This is a genomic window from Amycolatopsis sp. 2-15 (genome assembly GCF_030285625.1).
GTDB lineage: Bacteria > Actinomycetota > Actinomycetes > Mycobacteriales > Pseudonocardiaceae > Amycolatopsis > Amycolatopsis carbonis.
Window position 1 is genome coordinate 3,138,426 of the sequence record NZ_CP127294.1, and the last position, 21,705, is coordinate 3,160,130.

The window sequence follows — 21,705 nt, forward strand, 5'->3', positions numbered from 1 at the left end:
AGCAAGCTCGCGACCGCGGGTTTCGATCTTCGGCGAAACTCCGAGGTTTGGGCGGGCAACCGCGTGGGTAGCCAGGCGTCATCGGAGTGTGCGTGGGGAACTTGCCGCTGTGGCGGGGGTTTCGGCGCGAACCAATCCCAGCCTGGCGGTGGGGATCGAAGCGGGCGGCGACGGTAGTTGTGCCGTCGTGGTGTGTCGCATGTGGTCGGTGTGTCCCGAGGTGTGGACCTGTGTGGTGGAGACGTCAGTGTGATCCACACGGCTTTCCGCGCGAAACGTTCGACGCCGCGAAGGTGAAAAGGAGAGTGCGGGTCCGGCGCCGCGTGCGCGGGTGAAGCCGTAGGGTGACCGCACCCGCCCGCAGCCTGACCAGGAGTGGTTGTTGACCCGTACCGTCGCACCGTCGCTCGTGAGGACGTTGCCCGTTCTGGCCATTGTGGTCTGTCACGACGGCGAAGAGTGGCTGCCGCTCGCGCTTTCTTCCTTGCGGCGCAGCACGGTCCGGCCGCGGCATGTGCTCGCGGTCGACACCGGGTCCACCGACCTGACCGCGAAGCTGCTCGCCGAGGCGGCCGAGCCCGGCGGCGTCGCGGCGGGGCCTGATTCGCAGCCGGTACTGTCCGGCGTCATCACTCTTTCGAGTGAAACTGGCTTCGCTGCGGCGATCGCGGCCGCCGTGGCGCACGCGGTGGAACGGTGGGGCGACCCGGGCGCGTGGCTGTGGCTGCTGCACGACGACTGCGCGCCCGAAACCGACTGCCTCGAGCAGCTCCTGCAGGCCGCCGAAGCGACGCCGTCGGCGAAGGTGCTCGGACCGCTCGGGCTCGACTGGGCCGAGCCGCGCCTGATCGTGGAGGCGGGGCTGTCCACGGACGCGTCCGGGCACCGCCAGCAGATGGCCGCGCCCGGTGACGAGCCCGGCGAGGTGCTCGCCGTGCCGAGCGCGGGATCGTTGGTGCAGCGCGAACTCTGGGACACCCTCGGTGGCTTCGACGAGGACTTCTCCTTGCTGCGCGAGGATCTCGACTTCGGCTGGCGCGCCAACGCCGCCGGCGCGCTCGTGCTCTCGGTGCCCGCTGCCCGCGTCCGCCACGCGCGCGCCCTCTCGACCGGCCGGCGCACGCCCGACGCGGCAGGCCGTTCGCTCGCCGCCGTGAACCGCGCGCACGGGCTGCGCGTGTTCCTCGTGAACTGCTCGCCGTTCTCGTTCTGGTTCGGTCTCGTCCGGCTGCCCGTGCTCCTGCTGCTGCGCGCGCTCGTCTTCTTCGTTCTGAGGCGCGGTCCCGAAGCGAGCGCGGAACTGTCCGCGCTCGCCTATCTCACGAGCGGCCGCGGAAAACTCCGGGCAGCACGGGCGAAACGGCGGGAATCGCCTCGCCCCGGCACCGTGCGCGGGTTGTTCGTCGGCCGGTACACGCGGCTGCGCAACGCCCTGCGCGCGAGCGTGGTCGGGCTCGTGCGCCGTGGCGTGGAGAGCGACGTCGCACTCGGCACGGTCCCCGAAGGCCTCGCCGAGGAGCCGGCCTGGATCGCGCCGGAAGCGCTCGGCGCCGCGGACCGCCGGCCCGTCGGGCCCGAAGCGCTGCCTGCCGGAGCCTTGCGTGGCTTGAGTTCCCGTGGCTCGGGGTTGCGCCGGCCGGGCACGGTCGTGGCCGTCGCCGTGCCGTCCGAACAAGAAACAGAACGCGAGGAAGTCCCGGAGGAAACCGTCGTCGCGCTCGACGACGGCCCGAAGCCTTCACCCACTCCGCGGCCGGCGCCGGCTCGCGAACCCGGGCTGGTCTTCGTCGAGGTGAACCGCCGACGTGTGCTCGCCGCGACGATCTTCGCCCCGCCGGTGGTCCTCGTCGTCCTGCTGACGGCGCTGGCCTTCGTGGTCAACCGCGGCCGTCTCGGCCTGGACCTCTCCGGCGGCGGGCTGCTGCCCGTCGGCGGCCTCGGCGACCTCTGGTCCACCTACCTCGCGCCGTGGCACGCGGTCGCCGGCGGCACCGGCGCGCCCGCCCCCGCGACACTGCCCGTGCTTGGCACCATCGGCGCGATCTTCGCGCCCGTGGGTGGCCCGGCCGCGCTCGTGGCGATCCTGCTCATCGGCGACATCCCGCTCGCCGCCCTGAGCGCGTACGTGGCCACGCGCAAGCTGCCCGTCCGGCGTTGGGTGCGCGCGGTCGTCGCGGCGACCTACGCCCTGCTGCCCGCCGCCACCGCGTCGGTCGCACAGGGTCGCCTCGACGTCGTGGTGGTCCACCTCGTGCTGCCGCTCGTCGTCGCGGGGATCGCGCGGCTGCTGACGCGCCCGGGCACGCGCTGGCTGCACGTTTCGGCGCTGTCGGCGTTCGGCGTCGCGGTGCTCGGCGCCTTCTCGCCGCTCGCGCACGCCCTCGCGCTCGTGGGCCTGCTGCTCGGCTTCGTGGTCCTTCCGGCGCCGACGGGCCTCGCGCGTCGCGCGGCGTCGGTCGGGATCGTGGTGATCCTGCCGCTCGTGCTGCTCCTGCCGTGGCCGACGGTGCTGCTCAAGCACCCCGAACTGCTCCTGCACGGCCTCGGCGGTCCCGCCGCACCCGCGTCCGGCGCCGACCTGGCCGGGCTGACGCCGGGCGGCCCCGGTGCGTGGCCCATCGGCGTCGTGGTGCTGGCGGCCACGCTCGTCGCGCTCGTGGTCCGGCCGACGAAACAGGTGGCCGGCGGACTCGCGCTCGCCGTGCTCGGTGTCGCCGCGGTGGTGCTCGTGCGGCAGGTCCCGGTGCCGCCGATACAGGGCGGTCCCGCTGCCACCGGCTTTACGGGCGTGCCGCTGCTGGTCGTCGGTGCCGGGCTGCTGTGGGCGGTCCTCGCGACCTGGTTACGCGGTGGCTCGGCGAGCGTGCCCGCGCCGTGGCTGCCGAAGGTCGCCGGCGTCGCCGGGGTGGTGGTGCTGATCGCGTTGGGCGTCAGCGCCGTCGGCACCGGGCACACCGGCCCGCTCACCGCCCAGCCGCGCCCCGCCCTCGCCCCGGAAGTGGCCGCCGAGGTCGCCGGCAGCGGCCGCGCGGTGCTCGACCTGGGCCGGCTCACCCGCCAGACCGGCGGTCGCCTCGCGCTGTTCGGCGACGACCAGCTCGCCCCGACCCCGGGCACGCCCGACCGGCTCGCGAACTGGCGTCGCGATCTGCTCACGGGTGACGCCAACGCGGTCAAATCAGCCGTGGCGGCCGCCGCGGTCTCCGGCGTCGAGTACGTGATCCTTCCGCCCGGCAGCAACCCGCAGGCGCTTGTCTCGCTGGCCGGCGACTTCGTCACCCCGGCGGCCCCGATGTCCGACGGCCGGCCCGTGGTCCGGCTCCTGCCGAAGGCGGGCGAGGTCACGCTGATCTCCCCGGAGCTGGCCAAGGCGGCCGTCACGGGCGGCGGCGCGCCCGGCGCGTCACCCGGGGTCTCGCCCGTGGACGCGCGGTTGCCCGACGTCCGTGTGCGCGCCTCCGACGGCCCGACCGGCCGGCTGCTGGTGCTGGCCGCCGAGCAGGAGGCCGGCTGGACGGCGAGCGTGAACGGCAAGGCCGTGCCGATCGTGCCCGCGTGGGGTCACCAGGTGGCGGTGTCGATCCCGCCGCAGTCGTCGGAGGTTTCGCTCGCGTTCCCGGGCACCGAGCGCGGCCTGCTGCTGCTCGCCCAACTCGCCGCGGTGCTGTTCACGGCGCTCACCGCGGTGCCCTCACGGCGGCGCGCGCCGCGCCCCTGAAGAACCCCAATGTGGCGTTCGGTGCGTTGAACGCACCGAACGCCACATTGGGGCGGTTCGGTCCGGACGGCGGGAAGGGAGGCGTCAATCGCCTTCGATCACGTCCGGTTCGACGCCGAGGTAGCCCGCGACCTGCTCCACCAGCACGTCATGCACGAGTTCCGCCAGCTCACCCGGGTCCTTGGCCCGCGCCTCGAGCGGCCGCCGGTAGAGCACGATGCGCGCCCGCGTGGGCAGCCCGGCGCGGTCGACCCCGGCCGGGACCAGGCGCGACAGCGGAACCGAGCCGTCGTGGAGCACGCCCTCGGCCGGTGCGCGGCCGTCCGGGCGCACCTCGGGCACCTCGTCGACCGCCACGTCGAGCTTGGTCAGCTCGTGGCGCCAGCGCGCTTCGATGGGTTCCAGCGCGTCGAGCACGAGCGCGTCGAACTTCTCCGCCCGGCTCGCGGCGGCGGGAAGGGACGCGGGGTAGAGCGCTCCGCGCAGGCCCCGGCCGTGCCGGTCCCTCCGCATTCGCTGCCGCTGTCGGTAATCACGAGCCGTCGCCACCGCGCAAGTCTATGCGGTCGCGAGGGGCACGCGCGTGTCGCCGGGGCCCCCTTGCGGCGACGCGCTATCGTTCTGGATCGTGCGGAGCGTACGGAAATGTTCGCGAACGGGTTGTCCAGAGCCCGCTGTCGCCACGCTCACGTATGCGTACAGCGATTCCACCGCCGTCGTCGGTCCCCTCGCCACTGCCTCTGAGCCGCATTCGTACGACCTGTGCGAGGCCCACGCGCTGCGACTGACCGTGCCGAAGGGCTGGGAAGTCGTGCGCCACGAGGGCACGTTCGCCACTCCGGAGCAGTCGGCCGACGAGCTAACCGCGCTGGCCGAGGCCGTCCGCGAGGCGGGCCGCTCGGACCGGCCGGCGCCGCCGCCCGAGCCGGAGGGCCCGTCCGGCAGGCGCGGCCACCTCCGCGTGCTCCCCGGGCGCGCCTGAGCCCCGCTCCCGCCGGTAGGCTTTCCGGGCGGCGCGACCGGCGCCGCGACGAGAACTGACGGCGGGGAGACGGCGTGCCAGATCTTTCGGGCATCGTGAAGGCCTACGACATCCGCGGTGTGGTCGGCGAGCAGCTCGACGCCTCACTGGTACGCGACTTCGGCGCCGCGTTCGCGCTGCTCATCAAGGCCGAGTCGCCCTCGGTGGTGATCGGCCACGACATGCGCGACTCGTCGCCGCAGCTCTCGGCGGCCTTCGCCGAAGGCGTGACGTCGCAGGGCCTTGACGTGGTGTCGATCGGCCTGTGCAGCACGGATGAGCTGTACTTCGCCTCCGGCTCGATGAACCTGCCGGGCGCGATGTTCACCGCCAGCCACAACCCCGCGAAGTACAACGGCATCAAGATGTGCCGCGCCGGCGCCAGCCCCGTCGGGCAGGACACCGGCCTGACGGAGATCCGCGACACCGTCGAGCAGGGCGTGCCCGCGTTCGAGGGCAAGACCGGCAGCGTGAGCGAGCGCGACGTGCTGGGCGACTACGCCGCCTACCTGCGCAACCTCGTCGACCTCACGCACTCGCGCCCCCTGAAGATCGTGGTCGACGCAGGCAACGGCATGGGCGGCCACACCGTTCCCACCGTGTTCGCCGGGCTGCCGATCGAGATCGTGCCGATGTACTTCGAGCTCGACGGCACCTTCCCGAACCACGAGGCCAACCCGCTGGACCCGTCCAACATCGTCGACCTGCAGGCCAAGGTCCGCGAGGTCGGCGCCGACGCCGGCGTGGCCTTCGACGGCGACGCCGACCGCTGCTTCGTGGTCGACGAGCGTGGCGAGCCCGTTTCGCCGAGCGCGATCACGGCGCTGGTCGCCGTGCGCGAGCTGGCCAAGGAACCGGGTGGCACGGTCATCCACAACCTGATCACGTCGAAGGGTGTGCCGGAGATCGTCGCCGAGCACGGTGGCAAGCCCGTCCGCACGCGCGTGGGCCACTCGTTCATCAAGGCGGAGATGGCGCGCACCGGCGCGATCTTCGGCGGCGAGCACTCTGCGCACTACTACTTCCGCGACTTCTGGCGCGCCGACACCGGCATGCTGGCCGCGCTGCACGTGCTCGCGGCGCTGGGCGAGCAGGACGGCCCGCTGTCCGCGCTCACCCAGGACTTCTCGCGCTACGCGGCCTCGGGCGAGATCAACTCGACCGTGACCGACCAGGTCGCGCGCATGCTCGCCGTGAAGGACGCGTACGCGGACAAGCCGGGCGTCGAGATCGACGAGCTCGACGGCCTGACCGTGCAGCTCCCGGGCGGCGCGTGGTTCAACCTGCGCCCGTCGAACACCGAGCCACTGCTGCGGCTCAACGTGGAGGCGGCCGACCGCGCCGCCGTCGAGGCGCTGACCGACGATGTACTGGTTATTGTCCGGGGCTGAGCAAGCCACGCTGATGCGGACCGACCGAGGCGAACTGTGTCCGGAAGGTGCCGTAACGACCCACCTACGCGTGGTATGGAGGAACCATGGCCATCACGCTTGACGCCCAGCTGCTCGAGATCCTCGCGTGCCCGTCGCCGGATCACGCACCGCTGCGTCCCGGCACGCCGGACGACGCGGATGCCGAAGCGCTGACCTGTACCGAGTGCGGCCGGGTGTACCCGGTCCGTGACGGGATCCCCGTGCTGCTTCTCGACGAAGCGGTACTCAGTGGTGCTGGTGCCCCTGGCACCCCCGGTGAGCCGGATGACAGCCATGCCGACAGTGCTTGACGATTCGCTGCTCGACGACCCCACGCGCCTGGCCGAGGCCGACAGCGCGGGGCTGCTGCGTGCCGCCGCCATGGCCGGGGCGCAGGTGCGGGCGACCGCCGAGGCCGCGGCCGAGCTGGAGTTGAGCGACCGGCTGGACCTGGGGCGCCCGCGTTCGCTGGTACTGATCGACCGGCCCGGCGTGAGCCGCACGCTCACGCGGCTGCTGGCGGCCCTGCTCGCGCCGTCGTGCCCGGTGCCGGTCGTGGTGGCCGAGATCGTGCCGACGTGGATCGGCGCGCTCGACGTGGTGTTCGCGCACACCGACGACGCGGGCGACCGCGAGCTGGCCGCCTCGCTGGAGCGCGCGGCCCGGTTCGGCGCGACCGTGGTGCTCTCCGCTCCGGCGGAAGGCCCGGTCGCCGCTTCGGTGGCCGGCAAGGGCGTGCTGCTCGCGCCGCGCATCCCGGTGCCGCCGGAGCTCGCGTTCCCGCGCGGGCTCGCCGCCGGGCTGCTCACAGCCAACGCGCTGGGCCTGCTGGTGGCCGACGTGCAGGCCCTCGCCGACCAGCTCGACCTCGAGGCCGAGAAGGACTACCTCGCGCGCGAGTCGTTCGCGAACCCGGCCAAGGCGCTCGCGCTGCGCGTGGCCGACCGCGTACCGCTGCTGTGGGGTCTCGACCCCGTGGCGGTGGCCGTCGCGGAGCACGCGGCGCACGCTTTCGCGGCTCACTCGGGCGTGGTGTGCGACGCGGAGGACTACCGGCAAGCGCTTGCGCGGCCCGCACTTCGCCGAATTGCGCAATCGGGCGGCCAAGAGCGTGACATCTTCGCCGATCCGGACGACTCACCCGGTGGAACCGCCACGAGAGTGCTCCTGCTCTCGGTGCGGACCGGGCCCGCCGCAGAGGCGGCCCGCTTCCAGGCCGAGGAGTTCCTTCCGGACGCGGACGTGATCGCGCCCGCGGAGGAGTTCGAAGCGGACGAGATAGTCCGGGCCGCGGTGCTCGCGTTGCGGTTCGAGCTCGCCGCGGTGTACCTCGGGCTCGCGGCGGGCAACATCGGCGGCGCCGGGAGGTACGAGCCGGTGACCGCCTGACGGCTCACGGGATCAGGGGGAGGAAGTGCGGACGGGCGCCGTGGGGACGGCACCGCTCGCACGACATCGGCTCCGGCCGATGGGAAGGATTGGGAGTTGAGGTGACAGTGGAGCTGTTGCGCAACGCCGTACGGCCCTACGCCTGGGGATCGCGCACCGCGATCCCGCAGCTGCAGGGACGTCCGGTGCCGGCGCCGCACCCCGAGGCCGAGCTGTGGATGGGTGCCCACCCGGGCGATCCGTCCCGCGTGCTCGGGCAGGACGGCACCGAACGGAGCCTCCTGGAGCTCGTCGACGCCGATCCGGTCGGCCAGCTCGGCGAACGGTGTGCGAAGCGCTGGGGCGGCCGCCTGCCGTTCCTGCTGAAGATCCTGGCGGCCGAGGAGCCCCTGTCGATGCAGGCCCACCCGTCGGCCGCGCAGGCCGCCGAAGGGCACGAACGCGAGGAGCGCCTCGGCATCCCGCGCGACGCGCCCAACCGCAACTACCCGGACCCGACGGCGAAACCCGAGCTGGTCTGCGCACTCACGGAGTTCCACGCACTGGCCGGGTTCCGCGACCCGCAGCGCACGGTGAAGCTGCTCAAAGCCATCGAAACGCCGGGGCTGGCGAAGTACACCGGCCTGCTGGAAGCGCAGCCGGACCCGGCGGGGCTACGCGCGCTGTTCACCACGTGGATCACGCTGCCGCAAGCCTCGCTCGACGGGCTGCTGCCCGAGGTCCTCGACGCGTGCGTGCGCCACATCGCCGACCACGGCGAGTTCGGCGTGGAGTGCCGCACGATCCTGGAGCTGGGCGAAGCGCACCCGCGTGACGCCGGCGTGCTGGCCGCGCTGCTGCTCAACCGCCTGACGCTGCGCGCGGGCGAGGCGATCTACCTGCCGGCCGGCAATCTGCACCTCTACCTGTCGGGCACGGCCGTGGAGATCCTGGCCAACTCGGACAACATCCTGCGCTGCGGCCTCACTCCCAAGCACGTGGACGTGCCGGAGCTGCTGCGTGTGGTCGACTTCGCGTGCGGCGAGATGCCGGTGCAGCAAGGAGAATGCACCGGCCGGCGAATGGCCGTCTACCACACCGACGCGCCGGAGTTCGAGCTCTCGCGCATGCGGTGGGAGGCCGGCGACGACACCGAGCTCGTGGTCGACTGCACCGGCCCGCAGATCCTGCTCTGCACCGACGGCGACCTGCTCGTGACGGCCGAGGACGGGGAGCAGGTCGAGCTGCTGCGCGGCCAGTCGGTGTGGCTGCCCGCGGCCGACCCGGCCGTCTCGGTCCGCCCGCTCGCGGGCCGGCCGGCCCAGCTGTTCCGCGCCACCGCCGGCACCTGCGAAGACTGACTTCCGACGTGCCGGGAAGGGCACCTCGAGGGACTCCGGTTCCCGCGAGGTGCCCTTCCCGGTTCGCAGGGTTCGAGCTCAAAACGTTCACGTGGCCGAAGCGACGGCGTGGTGATCGGTCCTCTAGGCTCCCGATCGGGCATTTCGGGAATCCATTGCGCAACAGGCAGGGGAGCACGCCGTGTCAGCAGGTGGCGGTACCAAGGCGATCATCGCGGCGCTCGCGGCCAACGCCGGGATCGCGGTGGCGAAGTTCGTCGGGTTCCTGGTCACAGGCTCGTCGTCGATGCTGGCGGAGTCGGTGCACTCCCTGGCCGACACGTCCAACCAGGGCCTGCTGCTGCTCGGGCAGAAGTCGTCGCGCCGGCGCGCCACGAAGGAACACCCCTTCGGTTTCGGCCGGGAGCGGTACTTCTACTCGTTCATCGTCGCGCTGATGCTGTTCACGCTCGGCTCGGCGTTCGCGCTGTACGAGGGCATCCACAAGATCATCGAGCCCGAAGGCCTGGACTCGCCGATCGTGGCCGTGATCATCCTGCTGGTCGCGATCTGCCTGGAGGGCTACAGCTTCTACACCGCCATCGGCGAGTCGCGGAAGATCAAGGGCAACGTCGGCTGGTGGCGGTTCATCCGCCAGGCCAAGGAACCCGAGCTGCCCGTCGTGCTGCTCGAGGACACGGGCGCGCTCATCGGTCTGGTGTTCGCGCTGCTCGGCGTCGGCCTGTCCACGCTCACCGGCGATCCGGTGTGGGACGGCATCGGCACTGTGATGATCGGCCTGCTGCTGGGCGTGATCGCGGTGATCCTCATCGTCGAGATGAAAAGCCTGCTCATCGGCGAAGGTGCGACGGACACCGACCTCGCGACGATCGTCGACGAGCTGGCCGCGGGCAAGGTCGAGCGCGTGATCCACATCCGCACGCAGTACCTCGGCCCCGACGAGCTGCTCGTGGCCGCCAAGCTCGCACTGGTGCCCGGCCTCGATACGTCAGAGGTCGCCCTGGCCATCGACGACGCCGAGGCCCGCGTTCGCGCGAAGGTCCCCGTCGCGTCGCTCATCTACCTCGAACCGGATCTCGACCGCAACGCGCGGTGAGCAACTCCCACCGCGCAGCCTCCAGATTGCCGCGTTAGGGTGATTCACCCCGTTTGCACGCAGGTCATCAGGAGGTCACTGTGCCCGGGCAGGGTTTGTGGCGCACGAAGTCGATCGAGCAGTCCATCGCGGACACCGACGAGCCCGAGACCAAGCTCCGAAGAAACCTGGGCGCTTGGGATCTGACCGTGTTCGGCGTCGCGGTCGTCATCGGCGCGGGCATCTTCACGCTCACCGCGCGCACGGCGGGTGACTTCTCCGGCCCGTCGGTGTCGGTCGCGTTCGTGTGCGCCGCGATCGCGTGTGCGCTGGCGGCGCTGTGTTACGCCGAGTTCGCCTCGACGGTGCCGGTCGCGGGCAGCGCGTACACGTTCTCCTACGCCACGTTCGGCGAGTTCATGGCGTGGATCATCGGCTGGGACCTGATCCTGGAGCTCGCCGTCGGCGCGGCCGCCGTGTCGAAGGGCTGGTCGGTTTACCTCGAGACCGTGCTCGGCTACCTCTTCGGCAAGGGCGCGAAGACCACCATCGACCTCGGCTGGGTCACCATCGACTGGGGCGCGCTCGTGGTCGTGGTCGCGCTGACGACGCTGCTGGCCATCGGCACGAAGCTGTCTTCACGGTTCTCCATGGTGATCACGGGCATCAAGGTCGCCGTGGTGCTTTTCGTGATCATCCTCGGCATCTTCTACATCAAGGGTGCGAACTACACGCCGTTCATCCCCGAGGCCAAGCCGGGTGCCCCCGGTGACAGTGGTGTCGAGCAGTCGCTGTTCTCGGTGATCGCGGGTGGCGAGAGCAGCTCGTTCGGCGTCTTCGGCCTGCTGGCCGGTGCGTCGCTGGTGTTCTTCGCGTTCATCGGATTCGACATCGTGGCGACCACGGCCGAGGAGACGCGCAACCCGCAGAAGTCCGTGCCGCGCGGCATTTTCGGCTCACTGGCCATCGTTACGGTGCTGTACGTGGCCGTGTCGCTCGTGGTCGTCGGCATGGTGCCCTACACCGATCTGGCGACCTCGGCCGGCGACGGCAGCCACAAGACGCTCGCCACGGCCTTCTCCGTCAACGGCGTGGACTGGGCCGCGAACGTCATCTCCGTCGGCGCGCTGGCGGGCCTCACGACCGTCGTGATGGTGCTGATGCTCGGCCAGGTGCGGATCATCTTCGCGATGTCGCGCGACGGCCTCATGCCGCGCGGGCTGGCCAAGACCGGCGGCCACGGCACCCCGAAGCGCGCGACGCTGGTCGTCGGCGGCCTGGTGGCCGTGGCGGCCACGTTCTTCCCGGCCGACAAGCTCGAGGAGATGGTGAACGTCGGCACGCTGTTTGCGTTCATCCTCGTGTCGGCGGGTGTGCTGGTGCTGCGCCGGACGCGACCGGACCTGCCGCGCGCGTTCCGCGTGCCCGCGGTGCCGCTGATCCCGATCCTGGCGATCCTCGCCTGCCTGTGGCTGATGCTGAACCTGACGGTGCTGACCTGGCTGCGGTTCGTGGTCTGGATGGTCGTCGGGGTCGTCATCTACTTCGTCTACAGCCGGCGTCACTCGCTGCTGGGCAAGCGGATCGCCTCGGGTGAGGAACCTGCGGCGAAATCGGCTTCCACAGGGCCTTCAGCGCCGCCTTCAGAGGACTGAACCACTGCTCGTAGCGGCCCGTCGCCCCACTCGGGGTGGCGGGCCGTTTTACGTCTCCCACCTGGGCATTCACCGGGGAGCGTGAAGGTTGCGTGATGTGGCCGAGTTGTCACCTAAATCAGAATGATCACGAGAAAATTACCTCCGCGTCTCGGTTTGGACCACCTCTCGAACGCAGGGTGAGCGAGTGAGCCGTATGCGATACCGTCCGCTTCGTCTTCCCTCTGGCGGGTTAATCACTCGTGTGTGATTCATACGGTAAGTGGTTTCGATCCTCACTGGGAGTGCACTCATCTTCGCTCGGTATCCCCCGTTCGGTACAGGAGTTCTCTGAATGCCCACCATCACCAGACGACCCCTTCGCGCAGGTCTGACAGTCGCTGCCGCCACCGGCTTGGCGCTGCTGGGCACTGCCACCTCCGCGCTGGCGTGCCACTCCGACGACACCCGCGCGAACCCGGTCGGCGCGAACGTCACGACCTGCGCCGGCGCGCACCTGCCGGGCACGTTGGTGACGCAGGAGGACGCCGCGTCGGTCTTCACCTTCACCGGTGGCACCACCAAGGACAAGTACCTCAACATCACGAAGGTCGCCGACGGTGTCACCGTCGAGGCCGTCGTCGTCAAGGGCGGCGACGGGTACAACGTCTACGAGCCCGGCAAGCGCGAGCTCGCGACCACCCCGCCGTGGGAGAAGCTCCGCTCGCCGCTGAACGGTGGTGGCCAGCAGGCGACGATCAGCCATTGGTTCGCCTGTATCGGCAAGACGGCGCAGCCGACTGAGACGACGCAGCCGACCAAGCCGTCGGAGACGCCGACCACGCAGCCGACCGAGACCTCGTCGGTGCCGACCACGTCACAGGCCGCCCCGACCGAGGCGCCCACCAGCACCTCGGCCGTTGTCGCCGCCCCGGCCGGCAACGAGACCGGTGGCACCGGCGGCCAGCTCGCCAACACCGGCTTCGACAACGCGTGGCTGATCTACATCGCCGCGGCGCTGCTCGTCGTCGGTGGTGGCCTGCTCGCGCTGCTGAAGTTCCGCCGCCGCGGCGCCAACTGACCTGCTTTTCGGGTTCCTGAAACCGGAGGGGAGCCGCACCCGTTTGCCCACGGGTGCGGCTCCCCTCCGGTCTTCTTGTTACCGCACAAGCTTTTGGTTACCGCACAAGGATTTTCAGCGCGGGCGAGGCAGATCGCCGAACAATGAGCCTTGTTCGCCCAGCAGCCGGGAGCGGCCGCCCGGGCGGCCGAGCCCCGCGGCCATCGCCAGCGCCTGGTCCCACTCGGCGTCGGCCAGGTAGTCGGTGTGCTTGAGTACGCCCGGGGCCCAGCGGTGGCGGGCGTCGGGCGCGCGCAGCGGGTCGGGCAGCCAGTGGTCGCCGCCGAGCACGAGCACGCCGGAGTCCTCGGGCGTCGCTTCGAGCGCGCCGGAGCCGCCTTCGGGCAGGTAGCCGTCGCCGATGAGGTGGCGGCCGGAGACGTTGTGCCGCCAGGTCGTGACGCCGCCGCCGAAGATGTCCGTGCCCCGGCACAGCGCGCGCCAGCGGCCGTCGAGGTCGCCGAACAACGTCGCGAGCGCTTCCTGTGGCAGCACCGCAGGGAACGCGCGCTGGTAACCCCACTGCAGAGGCGACCCCGCGGTGAGCAGTCCGACGCGATCGCGCTCGTCGGGGGTCAGCTCCATGAACAGGCGCGCGGCCGTGAGCACCGAAAGCAGGCTGCCGAGGTTCTGTCCGGACAGGACCACGCGCGTGCCGGGTTCGGTGAGGTGCTCCTTGACGCGTTCGGTCAGCTCGGGCACGACCTTCAGCGCGTAACAAGGCGGCACGGTCGGGTGCGCCGCGCGCGGCCAGAACGACACGAGGTCCGACAGCGCGCCGAGGTGCCGGTTGCGTTCCGGCGTGCGCGCGGCGGAGTAGACCACTCGCAGCAGGCCCGCCGCGAAACCGCCGAGTGCGAACACTCCGACGGCCGACACCGGCGTGAACCACGAGGGCCGCAGGTCGAAGCCGAAGCGCACCACCAGCAACGCCAGCCCGGCGACACCGAGCCCGATGGCCACGATCATCGCCAGCTGGTGCAGGTGCCGGCGTTCCCACGCGGAGCGGGCCCACGCGCGGGCCGCGGCTTTTTCCTGCTTCGCGCCGAGCTGCACCAGCTCGACCAGCGCCGGGATCCCGCGGCGGCGCCGACGCAGCGGCACCGCGATCGCGTAGCCGGCCACGGCGAGCACCGCGATCAATGCGAGGCCGGCGCCCCACAGCACGGTGATCAGCTCGTAGGTGTCGGGCAGCCGCAGCCCGTCCGTGCCCAGCAGCCGGCGGATCGCGATGCCCAGCCCGGCGCCGAAGCCGCCGCCGAGCAGGCCGGCGAGCGCGACCACCGGTGCCGCCGCCCAGCCGCCGAGCCACGGACGGAGCCGTTTCGGCCGCGTCTTCCAGGTCGTTCGCGCGAGCAGCGCCATCGGCACGAGCGCCAGCGCGAACAGGATGGTGATCCCGAGCAGCGCCGCGCCGAGTCCTTCGACCGTGCCGTCGGTGCCGCGCAGGCCGCCGCGCTCGGGCAGCGGCGCGGCGAGCACGGCGGCGAAGACCACCAGCGCCGCCGCGAAGGTCATCAGCGTTCGCCGCGCGACGCGTCCGGGGTCGCTCCCGATCGCCGCGCCGACGATCACCGCGACCACCAGTCCCAGCACACAGATCCAGCCGATCAGCCGGGGCACGTCGTCGGGCACGTGCAGCGGTCCGCCGAGCAGCAGCAACGCGACGCAGGCCAGGGCCGCGACCGTGTGCGTCGCGGACATCCCGGGTGCCTCCGGGTCGGCGAGCAGCTGCATCGGCGAGCCACGCCGGGCCCGGGGCTCAGGGGCTTTGACCTGCCAGTTCGATGACGAGATCCGGTGCAGCAGGACGACCACGGCGAACAGCACGGCGACGCCGATCGTCAGCCGCGCCGGGTCCGTGCGCAGCCACGAGGGCACCCACGGCAGGCAGCCGCTGCCCGGCGCGAGGCACTGGGTGGCGAACAGGTCGAGCGCGGTCACGGCGACCTGCCCGACCAGCAGCATCGTGAGCAGCACGGCGACCACACGCAGCAGCCCGCGGCACAGCCCGCCGAGCCACCGGGCGCGGTGCACCGGCGGCAGCATCCAGAACGCGACGTTGGCCAGCGAGAACGGGAACAGCAGCGCCCACGTGGCCTTGGCGGCGCCGCCCGAGGTCATGCGGCTCCACAGGTATCCTTCGAGCGTGCGTGGGATGGAGCGGCCCAGCGCGGGCACCATCGGACCGGGGGCCGGGCGCCGCAGCCGGTCCGCCGGGCGCACGATCCGGCCGATCCCGTCGCCGGCGACGTCGACGGTGGACACGGCGTCCAGCAGCGTCTCGCCGCTCGTGCCCGCGAGTCCGGCCACCCTGAGCTCGACGATGCGGGTGTCGGGGCCGGGCAGCGGGGCGGGCACGGTAAGGGTCTCCTAAGCCGGTCGGGGGGACGTCAAGCCGACAACGGTACTGTTCAGATGCCATCAATCCATGGAGGAACCGCACTATGACCCCCGAAAGCGTTGCCAAGCGGCACGACACCCGGGGCGGCATCGAGTTCGCCGTCGCCGACCTCGAGGCCGCCGAGTTCGGCCGCAAGGAGATCCGCCTCGCCGAGCACGAGATGCCGGGCCTGATGTCGCTGCGCCGTGAGTACGCCGAGGTCTACCCCCTGCGGGGCGCGCGGGTCTCCGGGTCGCTGCACATGACGGTGCAGACCGCCGTGCTCATCGAGACGCTGGTGGCGCTGGGTGCCGAGGTCCGCTGGGCCTCGTGCAACATCTTCTCCACGCAGGACCACGCGGCCGCCGCCGTGGTCGTCGGCCCGCACGGCACCACCGAGGAGCCCAAGGGCGTGCCGGTGTTCGCCTGGAAGGGCGAGTCGCTGGAGGAGTACTGGTGGTGCACCGAGAAGATGCTCACCTGGGACGGCGAGGGTCCGAACATGATCCTCGACGACGGTGGTGACGCCACCATGCTCGTGCACAAGGGCACCGAGTACGAGAAGGCCGGCGTCGTGCCGCCCGCCGACGACGAGGACCCCGACGAGTGGAAGGTCTTCCTGGAGCTGCTGCGCGCGTCCATCACGGGCGCTGCCGCCGATTCCTCGAAGTGGACCACCATCGGCGAGGGTGTCCGCGGTGTCACCGAGGAGACCACCACCGGCGTGCTGCGGCTCTACCAGCTCGCCGCGGCTGGTGAGCTGCTGTTCCCGGCGATCAACGTGAACGACGCCGTGACGAAGTCGAAGTTCGACAACCGCTACGGCATCCGCCACTCGCTGATCGACGGCATCAACCGCGGCACCGACGTGCTCATCGGCGGCAAGGTCGCCGTGGTCTGCGGTTACGGCGACGTCGGCAAGGGCGCGGCGGAGTCGCTGCGCGGCCAGGGCGCGCGCGTGATCGTGACCGAGATCGACCCGATCTGCGCGCTGCAGGCGGCGATGGACGGCTTCCAGGTCAAGAAGCTCGAGAACGTCCTTCCCGAGGCCGACATCGTGATCACCACCACCGGCAACAAGAACGTGGTGATGGTCGAGCACATGGCGAAGATGAAGCACCAGGCGATCGTCGGCAACATCGGCCACTTCGACAACGAGCTCGACATGGCCGGCCTCGCGCGCTACCCGGGCATCCACCGGATCAACATCAAGCCGCAGGTCGACGAGTGGGTGTTCCCCAACGGCAACACGATCATCGTGCTGTCGGAGGGCCGGCTGCTCAACCTCGGCAACGCCACCGGGCACCCGTCGTTCGTGATGTCGAACAGCTTCTCCAACCAGGTCATCGCGCAGATCGAGCTGTTCACCAAGCACGAGGAGTACGACAAGGAGGTGTTCCGCCTCCCCAAGAAGCTCGACGAGAAGGTGGCGCGCATCCACCTCGAGGCGCTGGGCGGCGAGCTGACCAAGCTCACCAAGGAGCAGGCGGAGTACATCGACGTGGACGTGGAAGGCCCGTTCAAGTCGGACCACTACCGCTACTGAGGTTTTCGCAGTGCCGAAGCGGCGCCCGGGGGTGTTCCCGGGCGCCGCTTCGGCGTTCCGGATGCGCCTGCCTCCATAGTGGACGCCCCGGCGGCTCAGACCACCCCGCAGTGCACTCCGGTTCCCCGGCCGAGGACAAGCCCGCGACGTCCGATGTGCCCGAAGATCCGCTTCGGGTCTGCCTCCTGGGCTCCGGCCTCTCCGCGCGCGGAACCGTTCGGCCCGATCCAGTGGTTCCTTCGAAGAGAGCGGCCGCGCACCGCGGCCGGGGGATTGTCGAAGTGAAGGGGATCTGCCTTGTCCGCAGGAGAAGTGGGCCGAAGAGGGGTAATCGCCGGAGGGCTGGCCGCGGTGGCGGCGGGGGCGATGAGCACCCCCGCGTTCGCTGACGGTGCCACGACCACGCCGGTGAACGAACGGCTCAAGGGCTACAGCTATCCGCTCAGCGCCCGCGGGGTGGCCAACCTCGCGCCGACGCCGCCGTGGCACTACGTCGGTGACGTGGTCGGCGTCGAGTTCTGGACCACGCCGGCCGCGGCCGCCGCGTCGCTGCCGACCGGGCTGGACCCGGACCCGGCGAGTTCAGGGCACGGCTACGCGCTGTTCATCGACTGGCAGTTTTCCGCCAGTGACAACACCTACCTCGACCCGGTGCGCAGCCAGTACAGCGAGTTCCTCGTGCTGCTCGACGCCGTGCACAAGGGCTCGCCCGTGGCGTGGTGCCCGTTCATCTACGTGGACAACGACGAGGCGCTGGCCCGCGGCTGGATCCAGGGCTTCCCGAAGAAGATCGGGGCCGTGCACCAGACCCGCGCGTTCGGCGTGCCGAGCCAGGCCGGCCCCGTGGTCGGCCCCGGCGGCCGGTTCGGTGCAACGCTGTCGTCGAACGGCCGGCAGCTGGCGCAGGCGCAGGTGACGCTCGAGAAGACCGCGCCCACGATCCCGGCGCTCGGCCGGCCGATCGTGAACCTGCGCCACTTCCCGCGGCTGACGAAGGGGCAGTACGAGAACCCCGCCGTGCACGAGCTGACGCAGTCCGTTTTGGACACTCCGCAGGTGGCCGGCACGTGGACCGGCACCGGCGAGCTGTCCTTCTTCCCCGCGCAGGCCGAGGAGCTGGCTGACCTGGCCCCGCAGCGCACCGGCGCGGGCTTCCGCGGCTCGTTGTCCTACAGCGTCACGGATCTGATCATCCTCTGATGCGGTGGCGGCCGGGTGCCCGAGAGGCGCCCGGCCGTTCAGAGCCGTTCGTCCCGCATCACCTCGAGGTTGTGGAACACCGGCGGTTCGTCGCACAGCTTTCCCATGCGCTCGGCGACCTTCGCGGTCTCCGGCAGCTCCGAGTTCCGCATCGCTTCTTCATACGACGGGAATTCGACGAACTCCATGTACGTCCCGGGGTGGTCGCGGTCGCTCATCACGACCGCGTGGGTGGCCGTGCGACTGCCCTGCGTCGCGGTTTTCCACTCGTCCATGAGCTCGTTCAGCTCGTCCGGGTGTGAGGTCTTGAACTCGATGACTTGCACGAAACTCATTTTCGGCTCCTGGTGAGGCTGCCCCGAAAACTCATCGTGCGCGCGGCATCTGGGCCCGTCAACGCAGGTCGGGGGCCCCGTTGTTCACCGGTCGGCTCAGTTCCACTCCACAGCGATCCCGGCCAGCCCCGGTCCCGCGTCCCTGAAGTAGCCGCTCGTCACGCCGCCTGTGTCGAGCGGGAGTTCTTCGGCCTCGACCGGCAGGGCGTCGTCGCGGGCGCGGACCTGGCGGGTGCAGCGCGCGGGCATCGCGGTGGGCGCGAACTGCAGTTGCAGCAGGTAGCTGGCGGCCTGGTCGCGCAGCATGCGGTAGTAGCCGGGGAACAACGCGCTGGAGTCGTCGCGCACCTCGAAGCAGAAGACGTGAATGTCGCCCTCGCCGAGTTTGCGGTCGAAGAGCAGCTCGGTCGCCATCGTCTCGCCGCCGGGGTGGCGCCGGATCCGCCCGACGCGGCAACCCTCCGCGGTGATCAGCTCGACGTCGTCGATCTTGCAGCCGGGGTCGCCGTTGTACACGGTCACGTAGCGGTCGGGGCCGTGCCGTCGCGCGCGCGTGACCAAGCGCGTGCGGATGCTGACCTGGCGGCGGCGCTCGTCGACCGTGATGCGGTCGTGGACCGAGAGCAGCTCCAGGTCGGCGTTGGAGTGGTTCGACGAGGGCAGCACACCCAGGTCGGTGAGCAGCTGGTCGACGATCGAGCCCATGTCGCCCGAGCGCAGGTCGTGGAACGACACCGCGGCCTGGTGCCCGCGCGGGCGAGCGGTGCGCGGGCCGATCAGCACCACCAGCGAGTCCGCCGGCAGCTGCAGCACCGACTCCAGGGCGCGGACGGCCGGCAACGCTTTGGGCACCTCGGGCTGGCGCAGCCCCCGCTGCCAGTAGCTGAGCGTCGACTGTCCAATCTGGACGCCGCGCAGCGCCAGGTGGGCGCGCAGGCGGGCCAGTGACAGTCCCCGATGCGAGATGGCCGTGCGCAGGGCGTGGTGGAACTCGCCGGTGCGCAACGCGTCGGCCAGCTCCGCGGGCAGATCGCCAGAGCCACGGCGAACAGGTTCGATGATCAGTGCGCCTTCCCCGTCTCGAGACACCGCTTGTCCCTTCACCAGACCAGTGTGGAGATCACTGCGTGCGCCGGCCGTGAACACCGCGGAACGTTCACGTTAGCAGCGCACGGTAGCCGCTCCGACCCCCGTTCGGGGTGGTTGGCCACGTAAGGGTGCCTATTCCGTGTTCCAGAACTGACCCGGAACGCGTTGATCACCGGAAGAGCATCTTGCTCCGCGTGACCGCACTGTTCACCGTTGTGACGACCGAGGGTCACGTCGTGGGGTGGGGAGGTTCCGTGCCGGTGTTCGCCAAGCAGCTACCCGTCACCGCCCGGGCCGCCGCCCGCCGTGGCCGGGTCCGGATCGAGAGAGTACGCACCACGGGCCGGGTTCTGGCGCTCGTGGCGCTCGTCGGCATGGCGTTGCTGACGTCGGCACCGGGCGCGAGCGCGGCGCAGCCCGCCGGCGTCGGCAACGCCCACCTCGTTCCGCGGTCGGCCACCGGCGAGGCGCGCGCCATCCGGCTCGTGGCCGATGTCCTGCCGCGCGGTGACACCCCGCCGCCCGAGGACCACGACTCCGGCTGGCTGCCGCTGCTCATCCTCGCGGGCCTGCTGCTCACCGGCGGCGGGGGCTACCTGCTGCACTCGTGGCGCGAGGCCGCCTAAGGCGTACCGGCCGGCCCGGCGGTGCCGTCCCTCCCGCCGGGCCGCCGGTCGACCACCTTCTCGTCCGGAGCGGTCCGGTCCGGGTCTTCGGCCACGGCGTCGAGCGCCGCGTGCAGGAACGGGATCAGGTCTTCGGCGTCAGCGCCGTTGAGCACGGTCGAACCGAGCAGCATGCGGTTGAGCAATGTCCCGGCGCAGATCGCGATCAGCAGCGCCGAGCGGCCGGTGGTGCCGGCTCCGGGCAGCGCGTCGGCGAGCCGGCTCTGGTAGTTGCGCTCGATGCTCTCGCGCATGATCGCCGCCGCACGCGGGTTGGCAACGGAGCGCAGGGTGAGCAGCATCCCGTCGGACGCGTGCGGGTCGTCGCCGGTCAGCAGGGCCCGCGCCGCCTCGGCGTTGAGTTCGGGCGTCATCATCATCGACTTCTCGAACGCGATCTCCACGACCTCGGCGAAGAGCCCCTCCTTCGAGCCGAAGTACTTGCCGATCAGCCGCGCGTCCACGTCGGCCGCACCGGCGATCTCGCGGACTCCGGCGCCGTCGTAGCCGTGCTCGGTGAACGCCTTGCGGGCGGCGTTCAGGATCGCCGCGCGCGTGGCCACGGGGTCGCGGCGCTTCGGCGTCGAATCAGGACTCATGGAGGCCAGGGTACGAGGCGCGTCGGTGGTTCGGAGTCACGCGCGGGTTGCTAAGTCCTCACTCGTGGACTTATGGTGGTCCACAGGCGCGGACTTATCCGCGTCGAGGAGATCAACCACCGCGACTAAGGATTCCTTCCATGGCCACACCCCAGGGCCCCATTCCCCAGCGGCAGCTCGGCTCGACCGGTCCCACCGTCGGTGCCATCGGTTACGGCGCGATGGGCTTCGCCCGTCCCTACGGTCAGGCCCAGGACGACGCCACCGACGACTCGGCCGATGCCCTGATCGGCCGTGCGCTCGACCTCGGCGTCACCCTCGTGGACAGCTCCGACGTCTACGGCGACAGCGAGGAGGCCATCGGCAAGGCGATCGCGCGCCGCCGCGACCAGGTGGTGCTGGCCACCAAGTTCGGCATCGTCCGGGGCCCGTTCGACGGTCAGCCGGCGATCATCAACGGCCGCCCGGAGTACGTGCGCGAGCGCATCGACCGGTCGCTGAAGCGGCTCGGCACCGACCACGTGGACCTGTACTACCAGCACCGCGTGGACCCCGACACGCCGATCGAGGAGACCGTCGGGGCGATGGCCGAGCTCGTCGAGCAGGGCAAGGTGCGCTACCTCGGACTGAGCGAGGCCGCGCCCGACACGATCCGCCGCGCGCACGCCGTGCACCCGATCACCGCGGTGCAGACCGAGTGGTCGTTGTGGTCGCGCGACATCGAGGACGAGGTCTTCCCGCTGTGCCGCGAGCTCGGCATCAGCGTCGTCCCCTACAGCCCGCTGGGCCGCGGGATGCTGACGGGCAAGATCACCTCGTTCGACGACCTGCCCGAGAACGACTACCGGCGCAAGATGCCGCGGTTCGCGCGTGAGGTATTCGAGACCAACCTCGCCGCCGTGGAGATCGTGCGGGAAATCGCCACGGCCCACGCCGCCGTGCCCGGCCAGGTCGCGCTCGCGTGGCTGCTCGCCCAGGCGCCGGGCGTGGTCCCGATCCCGGGCACCCTGCACGTCGATCGCCTGGCGGAGAACGCCGGCGGCGCCGAGCTGGAGCTCACCGCCGACGAGCTCAAGCGGCTCGACGCGCTCACGGTCGCCGGCGAGCGCGAGGTCACGCTGGACCAGAACTGGTCCTACGGCGGCACCCCGCCGCTGGGTCGATAGGACTGCCGGTAGC

Annotated in this window: 18 protein-coding genes; 13 read left to right on the forward strand and 5 right to left on the reverse strand. The window is 71.1% G+C overall.

The genetic code is table 11. The features are described 5' to 3' along the window. Positions 1-382 precede the first annotated feature (382 nt). Positions 383-3,718, forward strand: a complete 3,336-nt coding sequence (locus QRX50_RS15370) for a glycosyltransferase family 2 protein (protein WP_285972617.1) — start codon at positions 383-385, stop codon at positions 3,716-3,718. 84 nt (positions 3,719-3,802) lie between these two features. Here QRX50_RS15370 and QRX50_RS15375 read toward each other — a convergent pair whose 3' ends face one another. After that, a complete protein-coding gene (locus tag QRX50_RS15375; RefSeq protein WP_220244053.1) occupies positions 3,803-4,231 on the reverse strand; it encodes a metallopeptidase family protein in 429 nt (142 codons plus the stop codon). A 115-nt stretch (positions 4,232-4,346) separates the two neighbouring features. Between QRX50_RS15375 and QRX50_RS15380 the strand changes: the two genes are divergently transcribed. From QRX50_RS15380 to QRX50_RS15415, 8 genes are all read left to right on the forward strand, one after another. Continuing rightward, complete coding sequence (locus QRX50_RS15380) at positions 4,347-4,700, forward strand: DUF3499 domain-containing protein (RefSeq protein WP_204093559.1); 354 nt, start codon at positions 4,347-4,349, stop codon at positions 4,698-4,700. A 74-nt stretch (positions 4,701-4,774) separates the two neighbouring features. After that, a complete protein-coding gene (locus QRX50_RS15385) occupies positions 4,775-6,130 on the forward strand; it encodes a phosphomannomutase/phosphoglucomutase (protein WP_285972618.1) in 1,356 nt (451 codons plus the stop codon). Positions 6,131-6,216: 86 nt separating this feature from the next. Continuing rightward, a complete protein-coding gene (locus QRX50_RS15390; RefSeq protein ID WP_285972619.1) occupies positions 6,217-6,462 on the forward strand; it encodes a Trm112 family protein in 246 nt (81 codons plus the stop codon). Beyond that, positions 6,446-7,540: an SIS domain-containing protein gene (locus tag QRX50_RS15395; RefSeq protein WP_285972620.1), complete on the forward strand. Its 1,095-nt coding sequence runs from the start codon at positions 6,446-6,448 to the stop codon at positions 7,538-7,540. Before QRX50_RS15390 ends, QRX50_RS15395 begins: the two co-directional genes overlap by 17 nt. 107 nt (positions 7,541-7,647) lie before the next feature. Continuing rightward, positions 7,648-8,880, forward strand: a complete 1,233-nt coding sequence (gene manA / locus QRX50_RS15400) for a mannose-6-phosphate isomerase, class I (RefSeq protein ID WP_285974469.1) — start codon at positions 7,648-7,650, stop codon at positions 8,878-8,880. A 181-nt stretch (positions 8,881-9,061) separates the two neighbouring features. Next, complete coding sequence (locus QRX50_RS15405; protein WP_285972621.1) at positions 9,062-9,976, forward strand: cation diffusion facilitator family transporter; 915 nt, start codon at positions 9,062-9,064, stop codon at positions 9,974-9,976. 80 nt (positions 9,977-10,056) lie between these two features. Beyond that, a complete protein-coding gene (locus QRX50_RS15410; protein WP_285972622.1) occupies positions 10,057-11,610 on the forward strand; it encodes an amino acid permease in 1,554 nt (517 codons plus the stop codon). 334 nt (positions 11,611-11,944) lie between these two features. Next, positions 11,945-12,670, forward strand: coding sequence for an LPXTG cell wall anchor domain-containing protein (locus QRX50_RS15415; RefSeq protein ID WP_285972623.1), 726 nt, complete (start codon positions 11,945-11,947; stop codon positions 12,668-12,670). A gap of 114 nt (positions 12,671-12,784) precedes the next feature. Here QRX50_RS15415 and QRX50_RS15420 read toward each other — a convergent pair whose 3' ends face one another. Continuing rightward, positions 12,785-15,058 (reverse strand): hypothetical protein, encoded by a 2,274-nt coding sequence (locus tag QRX50_RS15420; RefSeq protein ID WP_285974470.1) that lies wholly within the window; start codon positions 15,056-15,058, stop codon positions 12,785-12,787. A gap of 98 nt (positions 15,059-15,156) precedes the next feature. Between QRX50_RS15420 and ahcY the strand changes: the two genes are divergently transcribed. Both ahcY and QRX50_RS15430 read left to right on the forward strand, forming a co-directional pair. Next, positions 15,157-16,638, forward strand: coding sequence for an adenosylhomocysteinase (ahcY, locus tag QRX50_RS15425; RefSeq protein WP_285972624.1), 1,482 nt, complete (start codon positions 15,157-15,159; stop codon positions 16,636-16,638). A gap of 366 nt (positions 16,639-17,004) precedes the next feature. Beyond that, on the forward strand, positions 17,005-17,838 hold the full coding sequence (locus QRX50_RS15430) for an acetoacetate decarboxylase family protein (RefSeq protein ID WP_285972625.1): 834 nt from the start codon (positions 17,005-17,007) through the stop codon (positions 17,836-17,838). Positions 17,839-17,876: 38 nt separating this feature from the next. On the opposite strand, the gene QRX50_RS15435 is transcribed toward QRX50_RS15430, so the two are convergent. Both QRX50_RS15435 and QRX50_RS15440 read right to left on the reverse strand, forming a co-directional pair. Next, positions 17,877-18,173: a hypothetical protein gene (locus QRX50_RS15435; RefSeq protein ID WP_285972626.1), complete on the reverse strand. Its 297-nt coding sequence runs from the start codon at positions 18,171-18,173 to the stop codon at positions 17,877-17,879. A 96-nt stretch (positions 18,174-18,269) separates the two neighbouring features. Further along, on the reverse strand, positions 18,270-19,262 hold the full coding sequence (locus QRX50_RS15440; protein ID WP_285972627.1) for a hypothetical protein: 993 nt from the start codon (positions 19,260-19,262) through the stop codon (positions 18,270-18,272). 194 nt (positions 19,263-19,456) lie between these two features. Between QRX50_RS15440 and QRX50_RS15445 the strand changes: the two genes are divergently transcribed. Continuing rightward, the gene (locus QRX50_RS15445) at positions 19,457-19,888 is read left to right on the forward strand and encodes a hypothetical protein (protein ID WP_285972628.1); all 432 of its coding nucleotides are present in this window, start codon (positions 19,457-19,459) and stop codon (positions 19,886-19,888) included. Here the strand turns inward: QRX50_RS15445 and QRX50_RS15450 are convergent. Further along, a complete protein-coding gene (locus QRX50_RS15450; RefSeq protein ID WP_285972629.1) occupies positions 19,885-20,526 on the reverse strand; it encodes a TetR/AcrR family transcriptional regulator in 642 nt (213 codons plus the stop codon). The two genes, QRX50_RS15445 and QRX50_RS15450, sit on opposite strands and share 4 nt — an antisense overlap. A gap of 140 nt (positions 20,527-20,666) precedes the next feature. Here QRX50_RS15450 and QRX50_RS15455 point away from each other — a divergent pair, with 140 nt between their 5' ends. After that, positions 20,667-21,692 (forward strand): aldo/keto reductase, encoded by a 1,026-nt coding sequence (locus QRX50_RS15455; protein WP_285972630.1) that lies wholly within the window; start codon positions 20,667-20,669, stop codon positions 21,690-21,692. Positions 21,693-21,705: the final 13 nt, after the last annotated feature.